Here is a 17,036-nt window from a genome sequence, read left to right as displayed (position 1 = left end):
TTAGAGGTGATAAAATTGATCGATCAACTCATTTCAAGAATATCTTTAATAAAGGATTGTGAAGTTCTTCTATCGGAGGGTCTACCTGTAACAAATAGTACACATATTCTTCCCAGTGATGTTCAAGAGTTTTATAAATTATGTGGGGGCGTTAACCTATACAAAGGATCGGACTATTCTATATCGATTGTTCGTCCTGAAGAGTTCGTTCTTTCAAGTCATGTTATTCTAGGAGAAATATATGAAGATGATATATCCAGCCATTGGTATGTTATAGGCAAAGGAGGGACGTCAGAGTATATTTCTATTGATCTTGCACCAGAAAGATATGGGCGTTGTTACGATAGCTTCGCCGAAACTTTTGGGCTAGCAGGAGACAGTCCCATAATTGCAAGTTCATTCACCGAACTATTGAAAAGGTTGATAGATAATAAAGGAGAACGCTATTACTGGCTAGATGACAACTTCATCCCAATTGGTGATGCATACGATGATTTAGAATGAGCACTATCCGGACCGCATCGGACAGCATCTGCGATAAAATTTCCCCCTCGGGGGAAAGCACGAAAAGAGTTTACACAAAAGATTTGACAGACCCTTCGCTGGCTGGATATTCGTTTCCCTGAGTATGCTTCCGTCTTTAAGGATTGGAATTGCCCTCGAGCAATGGCGACCCTAAAAGAGTTTCCGTCTCCGTCTGATCTAAAGATTGCATAAATATAGAAGTTCTTGTCGTCCGACAACATTGTCGGGTGACAAGAACATTATCTCATTAATTGCCGCGTAAATTGCGGCATTTTTATTTTATGGGATCAAGTTCTTGTCAAAACCAAATGACAAGAACTTGATCCCATTCCCGACGATACAAGTTCGATTGATCTTATTGTCATACTACGCTTAAACGGGAGCTTTTAGATCATTAAGGGAGGAGTCGGTCTGTGACTGGCAGCTGTAATTTGGTTCATAGCTATTTATGGACTGTTGAAAGAAATTTTGATCTCTCCATTGTGTGGGAGTCATATTAAAGTGTTTTTTAAACAGCTTCGAAAATTCCATCTGATTTCCATATCCGACACCATTGGCAACCTCTTTAATGGTCATACTGCTTTTTTTGAGTAATTGTGAAGCCATCTCCATTTTTAGAGAAATTATAAACTGCTGTGTGCTTATGCCGCAAATGCTTTTGAAGATACGTGCCAGATGACTGCGGTCTATGTTTAAAAAATGTGCAATTTCAGAAACGGATACCCTTTTGTGAACATTACTTCTTATAAAGTTTTTTGCATTAGAGACATATGTTTCTGCTGTATTCTCATCTTTCTTTAATAATTTGCCCTTCGTAAGTGCCGCAATAAATGACCAAAAATGGCTCATGATAGTTTCAAAGTCAGACCAGCCTAAATCTATTATATTCTTAAGTGCGTTTCCAACGCCATGATCATCATTTATAACGTGGTTTTCGTGTGAAAAGCCTGTCACAGTCATAAGCTTTTCCGAAAAACTGCCGTCAAACTCGATCCAACGATACAGCCACGGCTCATTGTCATCTGCCTTATAGTATGCTGTTTGTTTCGGATAAATCAGAAAAAACTGTCCTGCATGCACTTTATAAGCTTTTTTATTAATATGCAGTTCGCCTTGCCCGCTATAAATGTAATGGATTAAATAGAAGTTGCGCACTGCAGGTCCAAAGGAATATCCGTTATCGCACTGCTGTTCACCATATTGCATGGGATAAATATCGGATGACATAAAAGGGCTTTTTGCATAATATAGTTTCATTTAAATCAGCTCCTGAAATGAATATATCACATTTCCCCATAATCACTCGATAAAAACATATTTATTTCCCCCTTTGTTTGTCCTATCATGACAATGTAAATGCAAGTTTAAGGAGGATTTCTTATGGACAAGTTTATGAATTTAAATTCAATATCTACCCCTGCACCGGCTAGAGTTACATCAAGGACTGAGCCTGACGAGATCACGGATCCTGACTATATGTTTCCGGCTTTCTCAAACGGTAAAGTGCTTTTAGATAAAAAGCAGGGACGCCTCCCTGCCATGGGCTGGAACAGCTGGAATGCCTTTGGCAGTAAGAACAACGAGGTACTCACAAAGGCAATGGCAGACGCAATTGTTGATTTGGGACTTGCGGATCTGGGATATAAGTATGTAGTGCTCGATGACGGCTGCTATAAGTCCGAACGCGTAAACGGTTTACTTTCAAATGAAACGATTAAATTTCCAAGCGGCTTTAAGGCGTTATCTGATTATATACACAGCAAGGAACTTAAATTCGGTATGTACAATGATATAGGTACGAATCTTTGTGCAGGCTCTGCGGTAGGTACGTGTGGCTTTGAGGATGTCGACACAAGGTCTTATATTGACTGGGGGGTTGACTTAATAAAGGTTGATAACTGCTACTACCTTTGGGACAATGCAACGTTCTCAGACTCAACAAATGCAAAATATTCCTATGCACCGAATATCAGAAGCATAACGGTTGCGGGTGAAGGATTGAAAATAACTTTAAATGCTGTAAAGGACGGTGTGCTTTTAGGCCAGGGTGCATCCAAAAACAGTGGCGACTATGTAACAAATATCGGTACATTCGACGGAACAAACGTCGGTACAACACCTGTGGGCGACCGCTGGGGCGAGCTTCAGTTTACTGTTAACGCGCCGGCTAGCGGAAAATACGCCATAACCATAAATTACGCAAGCGGCGAGGAGGATGGCACTGGACGCTGGCTTCAGCTTGCAGTAGGAAACGCAGATCATGAAACTCGATATTTTGATAATTTGCTTCCTCTTACCCAAAGTACAGCTACCTTTGAAGATTCGGAAGAAATAACTGTATCCTTAAATGAGGGAGAAAATATTATACGTCTTATGAATCACAGAAGGCAGGAAAACACCCTTAATTCATATGCGGCTCTGCTTGAAGGCTTGAACAAGGCTGACCCTGACCATGATGTTGTACTCTCAATCTGTGAATGGGGTAAAACACAGCCGCATAACTGGGGATATAAGGTTGGAGACTCATGGCGTATTCTTAATGATATAACCTTCTGTGTCGGCTCAGACGGTAATCCGGGCTCCGCCGAATGGAGTTCAAACAATACCGCAAGTATAACCTCGCAGTACAGTAAGGCGGTTATTATGGACGAGTTTGCCGGACTTGACAAGGGGTGGAACGATCCCGATATGCTTGTAATCGGTATGAACGGAATTACAAATCCCATGAATAAAACTCATATGACGATGTGGTGTATGATGAATTCTCCGATTATGCTGGGAATGGATTTAAGACGGGTTACAAAGGGGGACGAGCTATGGATGATTATTGCGAACAAAGACCTAATCGCATTGAATCAGGATCCCCTTGGTATTCAGGCAAAAAGAATTTACTGCTCTATCGATAATACCAATCCCGATACGGCATATATTACGAATAATAACCGAGTTGATATTCTTGCAAAGCCTCTTGCGAACGGAGATATTGCAATGTCCTTTATAAATCTCAGCGAGTCAAGAGATACGAAGGAGCATTCCGTTGATGTAAGCCGCATTATCGAATATATTGGGCATAAAATGATTGATGCTGGAAAATTTAAAAATGCTGTAAGCTATTATCTAAAGGATTTATGGACAGGTGAGGTTACAACGAACATTTCAAGGACCTTTTCCGTTACAGGAATTGACGCCTATGACAATGTAACCATAAGAGTTACTCCTGTTTAATATACTGATGAAAAAGTTAAAAAAAGGATTTATAATATGAGAAAATTAATGCAAACTGCAATAGACTTTGATGCGGCAGACAATCAATTTGCTGATATTGATAATCATTGGGCTGAAGCATATATTTTAAAACTTATAGAACGCGGCATTATTCCAGGGATGAAAGGCGGCTTATTTCATCCAGAGGATAATGTTACGACTGAACAGTTTGTAACAATGGTAATTAGAAGTAGTAAAGGCAATAAAGAGCCAACGCATGGCTGTTGGTCATCTGGATATATGGATTACGCGTTGTATAAGGGAATAATAGAGGACTATGATATAACAAACATAAACAAACCCATTGAGCGCCGTTCCGCTGCAAGAATAGTTCACGAGGCGCTTGTAACAGAATTCGGAGAAAGAGATGAGTACGAATGGTCGGCGGCAGAAAATCTTAGAGACTTATATTCCTGCCATACCTGCGTTATGCATATAGCGCAGGTGTATGTTAAAGGTATAATGCACGCGCGTGACAATACCGTGTTCGACACTGTGGGCAGCTTAACTCGCGCGGATGCTGCAGCAGTTGTTGTAAGAATGCTTGATAGGGACCAGCGTATTCCTCAGACTGGGAGCAGAGAATTTCAAAGTAAAAATCTGTCCCCCGATGAAGCATGGCAGCTGATGTTAAATGATAATACTGCAATGCTTGTTGATGTGCGGACTAATGAGGAATATAAGATAGGACATATACAAGAAAGCATTTGTATACCGTTAAATGATATATCCAATAACCCGTTCTCGGTATGTGATAGAAAGGATACTCCATTAATCCTTTACTGTCAAAAGGGGTATAAGAGTTCTTTAGCGGCACAAGCACTTATAGATGCAGGCTATAGCAGAATCTACACAATTCCGGGTATAGAGCAGTATCAGTATAATTTAATATAAGAGAATTTTTTTGTGGATATTATCGTATGTTGGTATGTTTTGATATGTTTCCCCAGGACAGAATGTTGCCGCCCACGTAAAATGACGGCGTGAATCTCGCCGACAATGGCGTTGGAAATGTAACGTTAATCCGCCAAGAAGGTGAGTAGTGTACCGCCATCCAAAAGAGGAGTGCTAACATTTTGACGGGTTTATATCTTATATTAGCGGACACGTATTCGCCCCGTTCCTTACGACCTTAGCGGTAAATCTCCAATTTAACCCGTGCGTTCGCAGATGGTATCAGCTACGCAGGTACTATCCTAATTAAGAAGGAACAGAAATAAGCTTCCCGTGAAGGGAAGCTTATTTCTGTTCTGTCATCATTCGTGCCGGGGACAGATGTGGTGTTGTTGTATTGTTGTCGATCAACAGACACCCATTGCCTGGTTGCTGGCCGGTGCGGGCGTACTGGTTCTAGCCGCTTTGATTGGCTGTGGACAGAGAGAGTATTCGGACAACATATCCCCTCCTGCTGCACTTCAAAATTCAGAAGGAGCCGGTAACTCCAAGTCGGCGTCACAGCCACCGTCAGCAGCGGTCGAGGAGCCTCCTGCTGAACCGGCGTGAAGGAAACAATGGAAAACTGTCGGACGACAAGAACATCTATACAATGGAAGTCGCATAAAGGTTATTCAGCTATTGATTCACTATATCATTCAATCCTTGGATTAGCTGCTCAAATGTCGGGTGACAAGACATAATCTCATTAAATTGCCACATAAATTGCGGCATTTTTAATTTATGGGGTCAAGTTCTTGTCAAAACCAAATGACAAGAACTTGATCCCATTCCCGATGGGCCACTGTGAATTGATGAAGAGGCTTAATAAAGCCGGAAACGTGTCCTGCTCATTAAGATAGCAGGCAGGATAGTTCCAATAAATGGTGATTGGCATTATACTTTAAATAACACTAGGCAGGAGGTGTGCCGCAAAGCAAAGAGTTTTATTTACGGTTAGTTGAAGAGACTGGAGAATATAAATACCCTTGGCAATCCCAATTCGATGAGCCAACCGCTGAAATGATTTTAGCACAGACTATATTATCGTACATATCTGAAAGTTCGAGGATTCTTGATGTAGGATGTGGACACGGTGAATTTGCGAATCAATTTTCTAATAGAAGTTATTCCTACTCATGATTAATGGTCCATCACCTACGTACTCTAACATTAAATACTTGATTTTCTGACCATTTAGTCCGTAAAAAAAATGAAGCCAACAATATTAATGGCAGCTTCGTATGCTTTTTCGTTGAAATGATTACCTAGTCAACGCAGTGAATCGCCTTATAATTTATTATTTTTAGTGTTACTCATGAAAGATTGTATAAATTTTCGCAGGGAAAGTGAGAGCCACTTCTCCGATAATTTTGAGCCACCCTTCCGGTTCAGAGAGCCAGCAACAAAATGAATTGCAAACAAAAAACGGACTCTTGGGGCTCTGCCCCAAACCCCGTCCTCGTCGGAGGTTAGGTGATCTTTGCTAAAAACCACCAACGACAGGATCTGGGGCTGGAGAGGGATTCAAGGGTCAAGATGAACTCGCTACGCTCGCCCTTGATTCCCGCATCATATCTACTTCTAAAATACAATTGACTCTTCTCGATAAATAGTGTGGTTTCCAGCACCGGAAGAGTGGCTCAATTTTTCCGGAGAGCTGGCTCACTACTTACTAGGGAGAACCGGGACAAGCCGCTGAGACGACTGATCCCGAAACTAAATGCAAAACTCCAGGGCTATTACAATTACTATGGGTTAATCGGGAACTACGCCAGTCTATGGGATTTTCATACGCAGGCAATCCGAATCCTGTACAAGTGGTTAAACCGGAGAAGCCAACGACGAAGCTTCAATCTAAGCGCCTTTACCGCCTGCTTGAGCAGGTATTATGTTGTGAAGTCTCGAATTGTAGAATCCAGACATATCCAACTTCAGTTTGATTTCTAGAAGCCGGAAGTGCGGAAATGAGTATTCTTGAAGAGCCCGGTGCGGGAAATCCGCACGCCGGGATATTGTGCGGGGGACGCCGAGTAATCGGTGTCTCTACCGTGACGCTGAAATTCGGCAAATCAGTTTAAAGAATATTTGGGAGGATTACTTATGAATAAGATCACATTTGTGGAAATTAGAGAAGATCATATTCCTGACCTATTATCTATTTATAATCATTACGTTCTAAGTTCGACAATAACTTTTAATACTGAGCCATTATCAGAGTTAGAGATGAAAAACTTGATAATGAATCATAACAGTAACAGATACAAGTCATTTGTAATTTTAAATCATGAATTCATCTCGGGGTATATTTTAATAACACAATACAAGGCAAGACAGGCTTATGATAATACAGCAGAGATAACTATATACTTAAAGCCAGAGTTCATTGGACAAGGGCTTGGTAAACACTCACTTCAATTTATCGAAGGAGTTGCAAAGGATAAAGGATTTCATACATTGGTTGCTGGACTTTGTACTGAGAATGAAAGAAGTAGACATTTATTTGAAGGAAATGGATATCTAAAATGCGCGCATTTTAAAGAAATTGGATATAAATTCGGAAGATTTTTAGATGTAGAATATTTTCAAAAGATGATTTAACCATTCGTGGGAATATTCAAGGAGAGCCGAACTTCAGCTAACACTCTGGATTCGTTGCGCAGTTGTCAAAAAAATGGCCTTCGAAGCTGAAACCGAATAATGGATCTTGAGTCTGTTTGCCGGCGGCTACGGCGTGGCCTGTGCATTAGCGTTTCTCGCCGCGACTCATCTGTTTCGTAGGTGGTGGCCCTACAGCGTAGTTGCAGCAATGCATCTGCTTGCCAGGGCAGTCTACGTCTGCATGGCCGATTTCACGGTGACTAAGCAGTGGACAGCGACAAGAAACTGCCGATGGCTATCGCGCGGAATTTGCTTATTTTAACGGGCAGAAAGAGATTCCCATCGAGCTCGGAATGGGACAGACGTTGGCATATCACATCGACTGGCAGATCACCAACGGTGGCGGCTACGGCACGTACTTGGACGCCGAGGGCGGGACGTACACAAGCGTAAAGCGGGGTGACAAAGACTGGATCGCATATCGAGTCAAGTCACCGTCTACTGTACGAATCGTCGTCACCGGCGATCGGGCACAGGGAGCGTTGACGATGCAGTGGGAGATAACCTGATGAGAAAGGATGGCTTCAGCTCCTACCAACGACGGGCAACGATAGTGGAGCAGCTACTTTAAGCAGCACCACTTTTGCTTTTTATTGAAGTAAGGGGCAGGTTCGACAAGTTCTGCTATAAGCGCCACGGCGTGAAAAGCAGGAGATTAAATGAATAATCTTAACTTTACAATTGAGGATGGGAATGACGGAGCCATGTTTCCCGAAACCATCCCGCCAATACTCCTGCGTGCGTCATGCCTGACAGATCATGAGGTATGAAGTACAGGTAGATCCGGCAGAACGAAGGCTGAAGCCATTCCTCTGGACAAGGTATGCCAACGGATATGCCGCACGGCTGAAAAGCTGGATACGGTGAGAATGCTCAAATATACGAAGTGACGAACTTCCGAATGTACGGGTCTAAAGTTAGAACTTATGAAAACATATGGACCATCAAACGATGGGGTGAGTGGCGTAAAGTAAAATTTTCTTCTATGAAATACGCTATGCCGAACCATGGCAGCATCCAGCTCACAGGCAGAGGAAGCACCTATGTCTAGAAAGGAAAGCTAGGTTGTAAGGGACTTGGAAAACAAGGGACGTTGCATCAAGGGCTGTCACCCGAAACGGTTGCTATAAGGCACTCGCCGAAATGCACCTATCCTTGCGTTCAGACCGCTGAGGTCAACCCATCATGCGATGGCCAGAGTGCAATTTCTCGTGAATCACTCAAACTGCATTACGTTGTAGACATTGAGTTAAAGGTTTCTTTGAAAACGTGAACCACTCTTTACTGGTGAAACTGAATTGACTCGAAAAACGATGGGTACACCCATAGCTTTTTTAAGTATTCATTCTCCGCTCGTAACCGTAAGAGCTCCTGTTCCTGGCTCATCGGCTCCGCTTTTGGACGGCCCTTTGCAGCCCCTGAAGATTTACCACGCTTCTCATCCAAGCCAGCTAGGCCTTCTCTTTCATAATGTGCAACCCACCGCCTTACCATTTTATCGTTAATGCCAAGTGCTTTTGCGACAGTCTTATATCCCATCTTGTCATCAAGGAACATTTTAACGGCCTTATATTTAAATTCTACATCATACGTTTTTCTCATTTCCCCCATAAAAAATCCCCTCCAAGTAAACTGTAGTGCGCTTTCTTGGCACTGTCTACTTAAAGGGGATAATATCAAACCGGCAGCCTTCATTGAAGTAACGGGCATTTAAGCTCAATTAGCATTCCGAAAACATTTTTTTGATAACGTGAAACCTAACGATCCTCTTATGTATCTAACGTATGGTTGCAACCAGAAAGGAGATTGTCGATGGATGCCGTATCGGAAGTGAAAAAAGCGCAGCGCGGAGACAAGAAAGCATTCGAAGGCTTGATCTTCTCTCACAGAACGGTCATGTATCGTATGGCGAAAACGATGCTTCAACGCGATGAAGATTGTGCTGACGCCATCCAGGATGCGATCCTGAAAGCGTACCAAAACATTCGTAGCTTGAAGGAACCGAGATACTTTAAAAGCTGGTTACTGCGCATCCTCATCAATGAATGCAAACAAATGTACCGACAACGTGAAAATATAATTGCGCTTGAGCTGCGTGACGAGCCCGTTTCCAACGACGACGCATTAGCACGGATCGAAGTCGATCAACTACTCGAAAGTTTGCCAGAGGATCAACGCGAGCTTCTGAAGCTGTTCCATATCGAGGATATTTCCGTACAAGACTTGGCGGCTATTTTTGAAGTGCCTGAAAGTACAATCAAGACGAGATTGTGCAGAGCGCGTGAAAAAGCAAAAGAAATATGGATAGCGGAGGAGGAGCGACAGTGGAGCAATGGGAAGAAGCAATTAAACAAACGGTGAATCCATCCGTACCAAGCGAACTGGAGGATCGAATCATGCACACTCTTAATCAGCTTCCTCGACAAGCACGCAAGCGGAAAATGTACTACGCACTCCCGGCGGTGGTATTGGCGGTAGTTATCCTGTTCGGCGCAAGAGCGATTTCTCCGGTTTTCGCGGAAACCATACGTTCAATTCCGGTGATCGGATCGATTTTTGAGCTTGTAGGGAATGTCGGGGAACGGAAAGCCAGTCAAGACGGGCTTGTGAGTCCGCTTGGACAACAGGTGGTCATTGACGGTAAAACCGTTACCTTCACGGAAAGTCTTTACGACGGATCGAGCATTCATATCGGCTTTATCAACGATACTGGCAACTTTGAATTTTGGAACCATACTCAAATATCGATAGACGGTAAACGTCTGACGAGCTATAACGCGGATTTAAGCGGCAGCAGAACGTTGGCGGATGGAAGCTTCGCCGGTATCTATACGATTCACCCAAATCAAGAAATTCCGGAAGCTTTCACACTTGAATTAAGCTCATTGGATGACCGATCGTGGCATGTCGCGATTCCTATGAAATTACAAGGAGACGAGCATGCTTACCTCATTAATGACGCCAGAGTGTGGCGGGATATGACGATGCTTTACGATAAAACTGTTTTTAATTCAACTTCCGCAACACTTTCCATCCGTTGGTTCAGTAATGAAAAAAGGGAGCTCCCTTCAGTCATGAACTATCAAATTTTCGATGACAAGGGACGCGTTCTGCAAATATTCAGTCATAATGGAAAAGACACACCGACTGAAGACGGTCAATATGTGTACTCTTCTCAATTGAATTTCGAACGTATGGATCCCATTCCGAAGTCGCTGACCATTAAGCCGTATCTGGGGAGCGGTATGACGGGTTTGGAAACAAAACGATGGGAGGGAAAGAGCCTCGAGCTGTCTCAAGGGGAAGCCGGTTCCGTTCGGATTGAGCATATTGAACAAAAAAATAATACATTTACGATGACGTTCGAAGTAGAGGGCGAGCTTACCAGTGATCGGACAAGGTATGTGTGGCTAGAAAATCAATATGGCGTAGGATATGACGTTCTTCAATACCCTCAACGGGTGGAAGGAACGGTGAATCAATATCAAGCTGTATTTACCTCGACCAATCCAAACGATGACGTCATCATCGGCACGGAGCAATTCCATCCGAAAGATTATATTGATGACCTGACGATTACAGTCGAAATTAGCAAATAATGAAGGTGGCGACGTAACAATAGAATGTGATTCCAACAAATATTGAAAGGGCAGCGACTGAAAAAGGAAAAATTTATAATTTTGCTAAATGGGAACGATATTTCAACGAATCATGGAGCAGATTGCCGGTGGCAGCTGCTCCATATTTCATTAAGCTAAAGGGCTGTAGAGTTTAATAACGGCTATTCATGTTTAAATTCATCCATGTTAGAATATTTTCAATAATTTGCTAAGGGGGATTAGAGTGGAGATATCATATAAGCAATACGTAATAAGTGATGATAAATCAAGAATTGACGTTCAAACGGTTTTAAACTTTTTGGCAAACAGTTACTGGGCTAGTCGAAGACCCCCCGAAAAAATCAAAAAATCTCTTCAAAACTCAATTTGTTACGGTGTATATCACAACGATAAAATGATTGGATTCGCAAGAATAGTTACAGATGGGGCAACAATGTATTATTTGTGCGATATCTTTGTACTGGAAGAGTACCGGGGACAAGGAATCTCAAAAAAAATTGTCGATGTTATATCCAATGCTCCAGAGTTCGAATGGATGACCGGTATTTTGGGGACTCAAGACGCACATGGATTGTATGAACAATTTGGATTTGTTAGGGATTCAGAGCGGTTCATGAAAAGATTACCACAAGGAAGAAAGATACTTTGATTTATTTTCAGAACAGCTAAGTTGGCACTTGGTGTCTTGCTCATTACGTTAACGGGTACGATAGCATTCCTGTAGAGCGTTAAATTTCCGCTTTGCAAAAAAACGAGCGCCTCGGTACGATGGGAGTACGAAACGGGTCATAGCCCTTTAAATCCCATCATCTTAGGAGGACGCTCTACTATGAAGTTTAAATCGCAGGACAAACAAAATCAACTTATTGAAAAAATTTCCGCCCAGCATCTGGTCGTCGGGATCGAGTCTGTAAAATAGATTGTGTAAATTCCTAAACCTATTACAATGGAAGTAGAAGAAAGGTTGGGGAGAACACATGGGATTATGGACGAAACAGCAACTCCGGCAGTTCATCAAGGAGAATAAATTGGTCTCGGCGCAGGATGCACAGAATGCGTTGAAAGAGCTGTTTGCCGAAACGCTGCAGGAGATGCTGGAAGCCGAGATGGATGAACATCTGGGCTATGAGAAGCACGACATGCAGAACAAGCAGACGACCAACAGTCGTAATGGCAAGAGTAAGAAAACCATCGTAAGCGAGTACGGTGATCAGGAGATCGCCGTTCCCCGTGACCGGCAAGGGGAATTTGAACCCCTGGTGGTGAAGAAGCACCAGTCTAATGTGACCGGCATTGAAGATCAGATTATTGCCCTTTATGCCAAAGGTGTCAGCACGCGTGAGATTCAGGATCATCTGCAAAATCTGTATGGGATTGAGGTCTCTCCCACCTTTATTTCTAACGTCACCAACAAGATCATTCCCTTGATTAAAGAATGGCAGAACCGGCCGCTCCAAGGCGTGTACGCGGTTGTCTTCCTGGATGCCATACACTTCAAGGTGAAGCAAGATGGTGCCATTGTCAATAAAGCCGCCTACATGGTAATCGGCATCGACCTGGATGGCAACAAGGATGTACTGGGCATGTGGATTGGTGAGCATGAATCCGCCAAGTTCTGGCTTAATGTTCTAAACGACCTGAAGAACCGGGGCGTGCAGGATATCCTTATCATCTGTGTCGATAATCTGACCGGCTTCAGCCAAGCCATTCAGGCTTGTTACGCGAAAACGGATATTCAGAAGTGTATCATCCACCAGATCCGCAACTCCACCCGTTACGTCTCTTACAAGGATCTGAAGAAGGTAACAGCTGACCTGAAGCCGATTTACAAAGCAGCGACGGAAGAAATGGCACTCGTCGAGCTCGATCGCTTCGAGGAAACCTGGGGGAATAAGTACCCGCTCATCATTCGCTCTTGGCGCAATAACTGGGATGAGCTGGCCACCTTCTTCAAGTATCCACCCGAAATCCGCAAGCTCATTTACACCACCAACATCATCGAGAGTTACCACCGCCAACTTCGCAAAGTGACGAAGGGAAAAAGCATCTTCCCGACGGATGAATCCTTGTTGAAAATGCTTTATCTGGCCACCATGGATGTTACGCGTAAATGGACAGGCCGCGTTCAAAACTGGGGTCAAATGCTGCTGCAGCTCTCCGTTTTCTATCCGGACCGCATCGGACAGCATCTGCGATAAAATTTCCCCCTCGGGGGAAAGCACGAAAAGAGTTTACACAAAAGATTTGACAGACCCTCGGGATCGACATCGCCCAGCAAATGCATGTCGCACGTGCTGTTAATTTTCGGGGAATCGTGGTCGGTAATCCCCTATCCTTCTCAAACGATGAAGAGGGTTTTAATAGCCTTCTTCGGTGGATCCAGTCGCTGCAATCCGCTCACGCTTTAACAGCAGCCATTGTCGGTATGGAGCCTACCGGACACTACTGGCTTAACCTCTCCAGGTGGCTCTCAAATCGTCAGTTTGAAGTTGTTCTAGTCAATCCACATCTCGTGAAAAAGAACAAGGAAAATCGCGACAATACGCCATCCAAGAGTGACAAAAAGGATGCCCTGGTCATCGCAGATATGGTCAAAAACGGCTACTACTCGTTCACTCGCAACACACCAGAAGCATTCGATGAACTACGTGTTTTTCTCTCAAACCGCGACTCTGTCGTTACGAGACTCGTTAGTGCCAAGAACCAAATTCATCGCTGGGTCGACGTTGTTTTTCCTGAGCTGCGACAAGTTTTCAAAAACATCCTGTGTGCCGGTTCATTGGCCACTCTTCGTCTTTTCCCAACGCCCGAAGAATTGTGTAAATTACAGCCTCAAGACGTTTTACAACGTTGGAAATCGATTATGAAACGGCATTCTGGTGAGCGAAAAGCTCGAGCTCTTATCTCATTGGCTTACAAATCTGTGGGTTCTAAGCAAGCCACACATGCCTACAAGCTTCACTTGAAGCAGCTGCTCGATGAGTACGACCTTGCTTGCCGGCAATTGCAAACAGTAGAAACGGAGATAATCGCTGTTTTGGATCGCATTCCATTTGCGAAATCCATGCTTGCTGTCAAAGGGATAAGTGCGATTTCGTTAGCTGGTATTCTAGGTGAGGCGGGGGATTTAAGCGGCTTTGTTCACGGTAATGCCTTACTGCGTCATGCTGGTCTCAACCTTGCAGAAGCAAGCTCAGGTAAATGGACCGGACAGATGAAGATTAGCAAACGTGGACGCTCTCGTCTCCGACGTTTCATCTTCATGATGACCATGAGTTTAGTTGCTAATAATTCGGAGTTTAAAGCCATCCATGCATACAATGTACAGACAAAGAAGATGAAGAAAATGAGGTCCATTATGAAGCTGTGTGGCAAATTAGCCAGAATCTTAGTTGGAATGGCTCGCAGCGGCGAAGCTTACAACGCTCCAAAAACGATGCCAATCCAGCTAGCTGCTTAACCTATACTTACCGTTTCGTTGTACGAGTTTTGGCTTATTCGCGGGATTTCAAAGAAAGCACGGGGTACCGGATGAATTGAACCAAAGGGCACCGACCCGTAACGATAGCAAGACCGGCCTCCACCCCTTGGCCAGGTGTAACGAAGGAATGAAAGGGCGTAGACCCGTTGAGACATGGGAGTGAAAACCTCCAGGGGCGGCGTGGAGAATGCGTGCAGTAGATGGAAGAATGTGGGGTTGCAACCTCCCCCTCTATTTCCTCACGCCTTCATGTTGCTCAGGTCTATTACGAGGTCATCTTTCTTACCTTTCTACATTTCTAGTAAGGGTGAAATCCTGCGAATAAGCGAGTATTCGTGAGAAAACAATATCGTACCGAGGGAGTTCAACCATTACACAGCGGCAGCCGGCCAAACGATCGGCTACTTTTTTAAGTTTTGACACCCTGGCACACATGTGACCCACCCCGCACGCCAACGGTCATTTTGCCAAAATGTGAATATAGTGTGTTAACCAGTTAAAGGGGGTTTTGCCATGGGTGCAAGGGTTAAGTATAGGTCGTCTGACGTTGATTTGTTGGCGCGGCTTATGAGGGGCGAGGCACAGGCGGAAGGCGAAAAGGGTATGTTAACGGTTGGCGCTGTCGTGATTAATCGGGCCGTAGTCAGGTGTTCGGACTTCAAGAACGTCAACAATATTAATGATGTTATTTATCATTATATGAATGACGATGCCATGTTCGACGCCATATTAGAACCCGATTTTTATCTGAAGTCACGGGAACGAGAGCGTCGGCTAGCTGAACAGACCATAAAAGGCTGGCGAGAATGGCCTTCAAAATACTCGCTGTGGTATTTCAACCCGTGGGGGCCAACATCTCAAGCTTGTCCCGCAATGTGGTACGGTCAACCGCTCGCGGGTGCTTGGAAAAATCATTGTTTTTACCAACCTACAAGCACGGAATGCGCGGAAATTTACCGATAAAAAGCTTTATAAGGGCGAATGCCATAAGGCATTCAATGCCTGGTATGCCATCGACTACGAAAAGTTGCCTTAAAAGAAGCACAGCCTCTTCTTGATAAGAGTCCTCACCTGACTGTGAAAAAATAGGTGATCAATTAAAAGTAGTTACAAATCCAAACTTTAAATAATCAAGGGTGAGCTTTTATCAAATTTCAAGTAGTATCGGAAGAAGATTAAGCTAACGGATAACGATAGCGTAATAAACAGGGAGTAGATTGCCGCGGCAGCTGCTCCCTGGTTTTTTATTGAACGGGCAGCATAGCGCAACTTTCCAAGTATTGGAACGTAAAAGAATAAATTGAGACGGAAAGAGCGTGAGGTGATTTAATGAATAGACTAGCGGGGTTATTACTCATGGGCTTTTCATGTTTAACTGCAGCGATAATATTTACTCTGGCTAAAATGTCACAGAATGTGGATGAAATCGATGGGAATTTTGGAGGGTGGTCTGGACAAATTCCATCTGTAGTTTTTATTTTTCTAATAATTCCTTTGTTAATTGGAGTAAGATTATTAAATAAAAGGGATTCGGATAAATAGACTACTTTACTGAGGAGAATTCACTATCGGATAACAAGAGCTCAATGAAGCTGCCGCGGATCAATCGACAGCTTCACTCCGCTAACGGGCAGTGCGCGCCTAGCCAAGCTAGGCACAACTTACTGATGAAAGTTCAGTCGGGGTAGGGACCAAGCCGCCCCGTAGCTAGCAGGCAGACGTCGGCGAAATCCGGCGGTTGAAGCCCTGTGAAAAGTCGCGCTCTGCGCGGTGAAGCAAATCTGCAGGCCGTAATGAAAATGAATCCTACCGCATCGTGAAAGTGAAGCCGAAGGGGATAATGCTTGGGCAAATTAACTCGAAAAAGCCCCATGAAGGCTTGGAGCTTAGAGATGGATGATTTTGTGGCACGATACATGCTGGGGTGCTATTAAGTGAGGAAACCGAAAATGGGTTGGAAGAAGATTTTTGGATTCGGGAAAAAAAGAGATGTACTTGGCGATGATATTGCAAAAGAAATGGGATTTAGTCATGACGTATTAGATATTGTTAAGCACGTATCTAATAACAACTATCAGCATTTAACTGTAAGAAATTTATATAATGAAGGTGAAATAGAGGTTGAAGGGATTTCCTTCTCCACATCTAAGAACGAAGCTGAAAAGTTAGTCATTCAACTTCAATCTAAACTTAGACCTTTAGAATACTCAGTCTTTATTAGCGAGCACACAAATAATAAAATTTGTAAGGTAGGTGTAATAAAAGGGGATGACCAGTTTGAGATTCTTAAAATTCAACAAACAAATGGTGACAATTATGATATAGGAAACGATGATGTAATTGACAAACTAAAGGAATGGAACAAAAAATATCCTTTTACTATTATCGGGGCAGATTATGACTGGGTTGAAGTACACTTTAAGGTCATACCAAACGATAACGATTTAAAATCTTTTGCACAAGAAATTTATGAATTTTGTCCAGATATAGTTGTTGCTAGACTAGAAAGTGGACACGAAGAACCGAGAATGCGAGAATAAAATCAAATCCAT

15 protein-coding genes and 2 pseudogenes are annotated in these 17,036 nt (G+C 43.4%); 15 read left to right on the top strand and 2 right to left on the bottom strand.

The window, feature by feature from the left end; all coding sequences use genetic code 11:
- Positions 1–15: 15 nt before the first annotated feature.
- A complete protein-coding gene (locus KZ483_RS14350) occupies positions 16–504 on the top strand; it encodes an SMI1/KNR4 family protein (RefSeq protein WP_397376113.1) in 489 nt (162 codons plus the stop codon).
- 393 nt (positions 505–897) lie between these two features.
- Here KZ483_RS14350 and KZ483_RS14345 read toward each other — a convergent pair whose 3' ends face one another.
- The gene (locus tag KZ483_RS14345) at positions 898–1,782 is read right to left on the bottom strand and encodes an AraC family transcriptional regulator (protein WP_220347998.1); all 885 of its coding nucleotides are present in this window, start codon (positions 1,780–1,782) and stop codon (positions 898–900) included.
- A 123-nt stretch (positions 1,783–1,905) separates the two neighbouring features.
- Here KZ483_RS14345 and KZ483_RS14340 point away from each other — a divergent pair, with 123 nt between their 5' ends.
- The 6 genes and pseudogenes from KZ483_RS14340 to KZ483_RS28545 form a co-directional block, all read left to right on the top strand.
- Complete coding sequence (locus KZ483_RS14340) at positions 1,906–3,750, top strand: alpha-galactosidase (protein WP_258881244.1); 1,845 nt, start codon at positions 1,906–1,908, stop codon at positions 3,748–3,750.
- 36 nt (positions 3,751–3,786) lie between these two features.
- Positions 3,787–4,683, top strand: coding sequence for a rhodanese-like domain-containing protein (locus KZ483_RS14335; protein WP_220347997.1), 897 nt, complete (start codon positions 3,787–3,789; stop codon positions 4,681–4,683).
- A 1,656-nt stretch (positions 4,684–6,339) separates the two neighbouring features.
- Entirely contained in the window at positions 6,340–6,672 is a 333-nt protein-coding gene (locus tag KZ483_RS29125; protein ID WP_397376112.1) for a group II intron maturase-specific domain-containing protein, read from the top strand.
- Positions 6,673–6,825: 153 nt separating this feature from the next.
- Complete coding sequence (locus KZ483_RS14325) at positions 6,826–7,323, top strand: GNAT family N-acetyltransferase (protein ID WP_220347994.1); 498 nt, start codon at positions 6,826–6,828, stop codon at positions 7,321–7,323.
- A 419-nt stretch (positions 7,324–7,742) separates the two neighbouring features.
- Positions 7,743–7,892 (top strand): hypothetical protein, encoded by a 150-nt coding sequence (locus KZ483_RS14320; RefSeq protein WP_220347993.1) that lies wholly within the window; start codon positions 7,743–7,745, stop codon positions 7,890–7,892.
- Between the two features lie 651 nt (positions 7,893–8,543).
- A pseudogene (locus KZ483_RS28545) lies at positions 8,544–8,676 on the top strand (RNA-directed DNA polymerase); the annotation flags it as partial.
- Here KZ483_RS28545 and KZ483_RS14315 read toward each other — a convergent pair.
- Entirely contained in the window at positions 8,665–8,994 is a 330-nt protein-coding gene (locus tag KZ483_RS14315; RefSeq protein ID WP_220347992.1) for a transposase, read from the bottom strand. The pseudogene KZ483_RS28545 and the gene KZ483_RS14315 overlap by 12 nt on opposite strands.
- 201 nt (positions 8,995–9,195) lie before the next feature.
- Between KZ483_RS14315 and KZ483_RS14310 the strand changes: the two genes are divergently transcribed.
- From KZ483_RS14310 to KZ483_RS14275, 8 genes and pseudogenes are all read left to right on the top strand, one after another.
- A complete protein-coding gene (locus tag KZ483_RS14310; RefSeq protein WP_220347991.1) occupies positions 9,196–9,744 on the top strand; it encodes an RNA polymerase sigma factor in 549 nt (182 codons plus the stop codon).
- On the top strand, positions 9,708–10,982 hold the full coding sequence (locus KZ483_RS14305; protein ID WP_220347989.1) for a DUF4179 domain-containing protein: 1,275 nt from the start codon (positions 9,708–9,710) through the stop codon (positions 10,980–10,982). Before KZ483_RS14310 ends, KZ483_RS14305 begins: the two co-directional genes overlap by 37 nt.
- A gap of 244 nt (positions 10,983–11,226) precedes the next feature.
- A complete protein-coding gene (locus KZ483_RS14300; RefSeq protein WP_220347988.1) occupies positions 11,227–11,652 on the top strand; it encodes a GNAT family N-acetyltransferase in 426 nt (141 codons plus the stop codon).
- Between the two features lie 328 nt (positions 11,653–11,980).
- Positions 11,981–13,201 (top strand): IS256 family transposase, encoded by a 1,221-nt coding sequence (locus KZ483_RS14295; RefSeq protein WP_220347986.1) that lies wholly within the window; start codon positions 11,981–11,983, stop codon positions 13,199–13,201.
- A 56-nt stretch (positions 13,202–13,257) separates the two neighbouring features.
- Positions 13,258–14,463, top strand: a pseudogene (locus KZ483_RS14290) (IS110 family transposase); the annotation flags it as partial.
- Positions 14,464–14,997: 534 nt separating this feature from the next.
- Positions 14,998–15,447 (top strand): cell wall hydrolase, encoded by a 450-nt coding sequence (locus KZ483_RS14285; protein ID WP_220347984.1) that lies wholly within the window; start codon positions 14,998–15,000, stop codon positions 15,445–15,447.
- Positions 15,448–15,813: 366 nt separating this feature from the next.
- Positions 15,814–16,026: a hypothetical protein gene (locus tag KZ483_RS14280; RefSeq protein WP_220347983.1), complete on the top strand. Its 213-nt coding sequence runs from the start codon at positions 15,814–15,816 to the stop codon at positions 16,024–16,026.
- 407 nt (positions 16,027–16,433) lie between these two features.
- Positions 16,434–17,024 (top strand): DUF4253 domain-containing protein, encoded by a 591-nt coding sequence (locus KZ483_RS14275; RefSeq protein ID WP_220347981.1) that lies wholly within the window; start codon positions 16,434–16,436, stop codon positions 17,022–17,024.
- The last annotated feature ends 12 nt before the right edge of the window (positions 17,025–17,036 follow it).

It is taken from the genome of Paenibacillus sp. sptzw28, from assembly GCF_019550795.1.
Taxonomy (GTDB): Bacteria; Bacillota; Bacilli; order Paenibacillales; family Paenibacillaceae; genus Paenibacillus_Z.
This window is presented reverse-complemented; position numbering and strand designations above follow the sequence as displayed.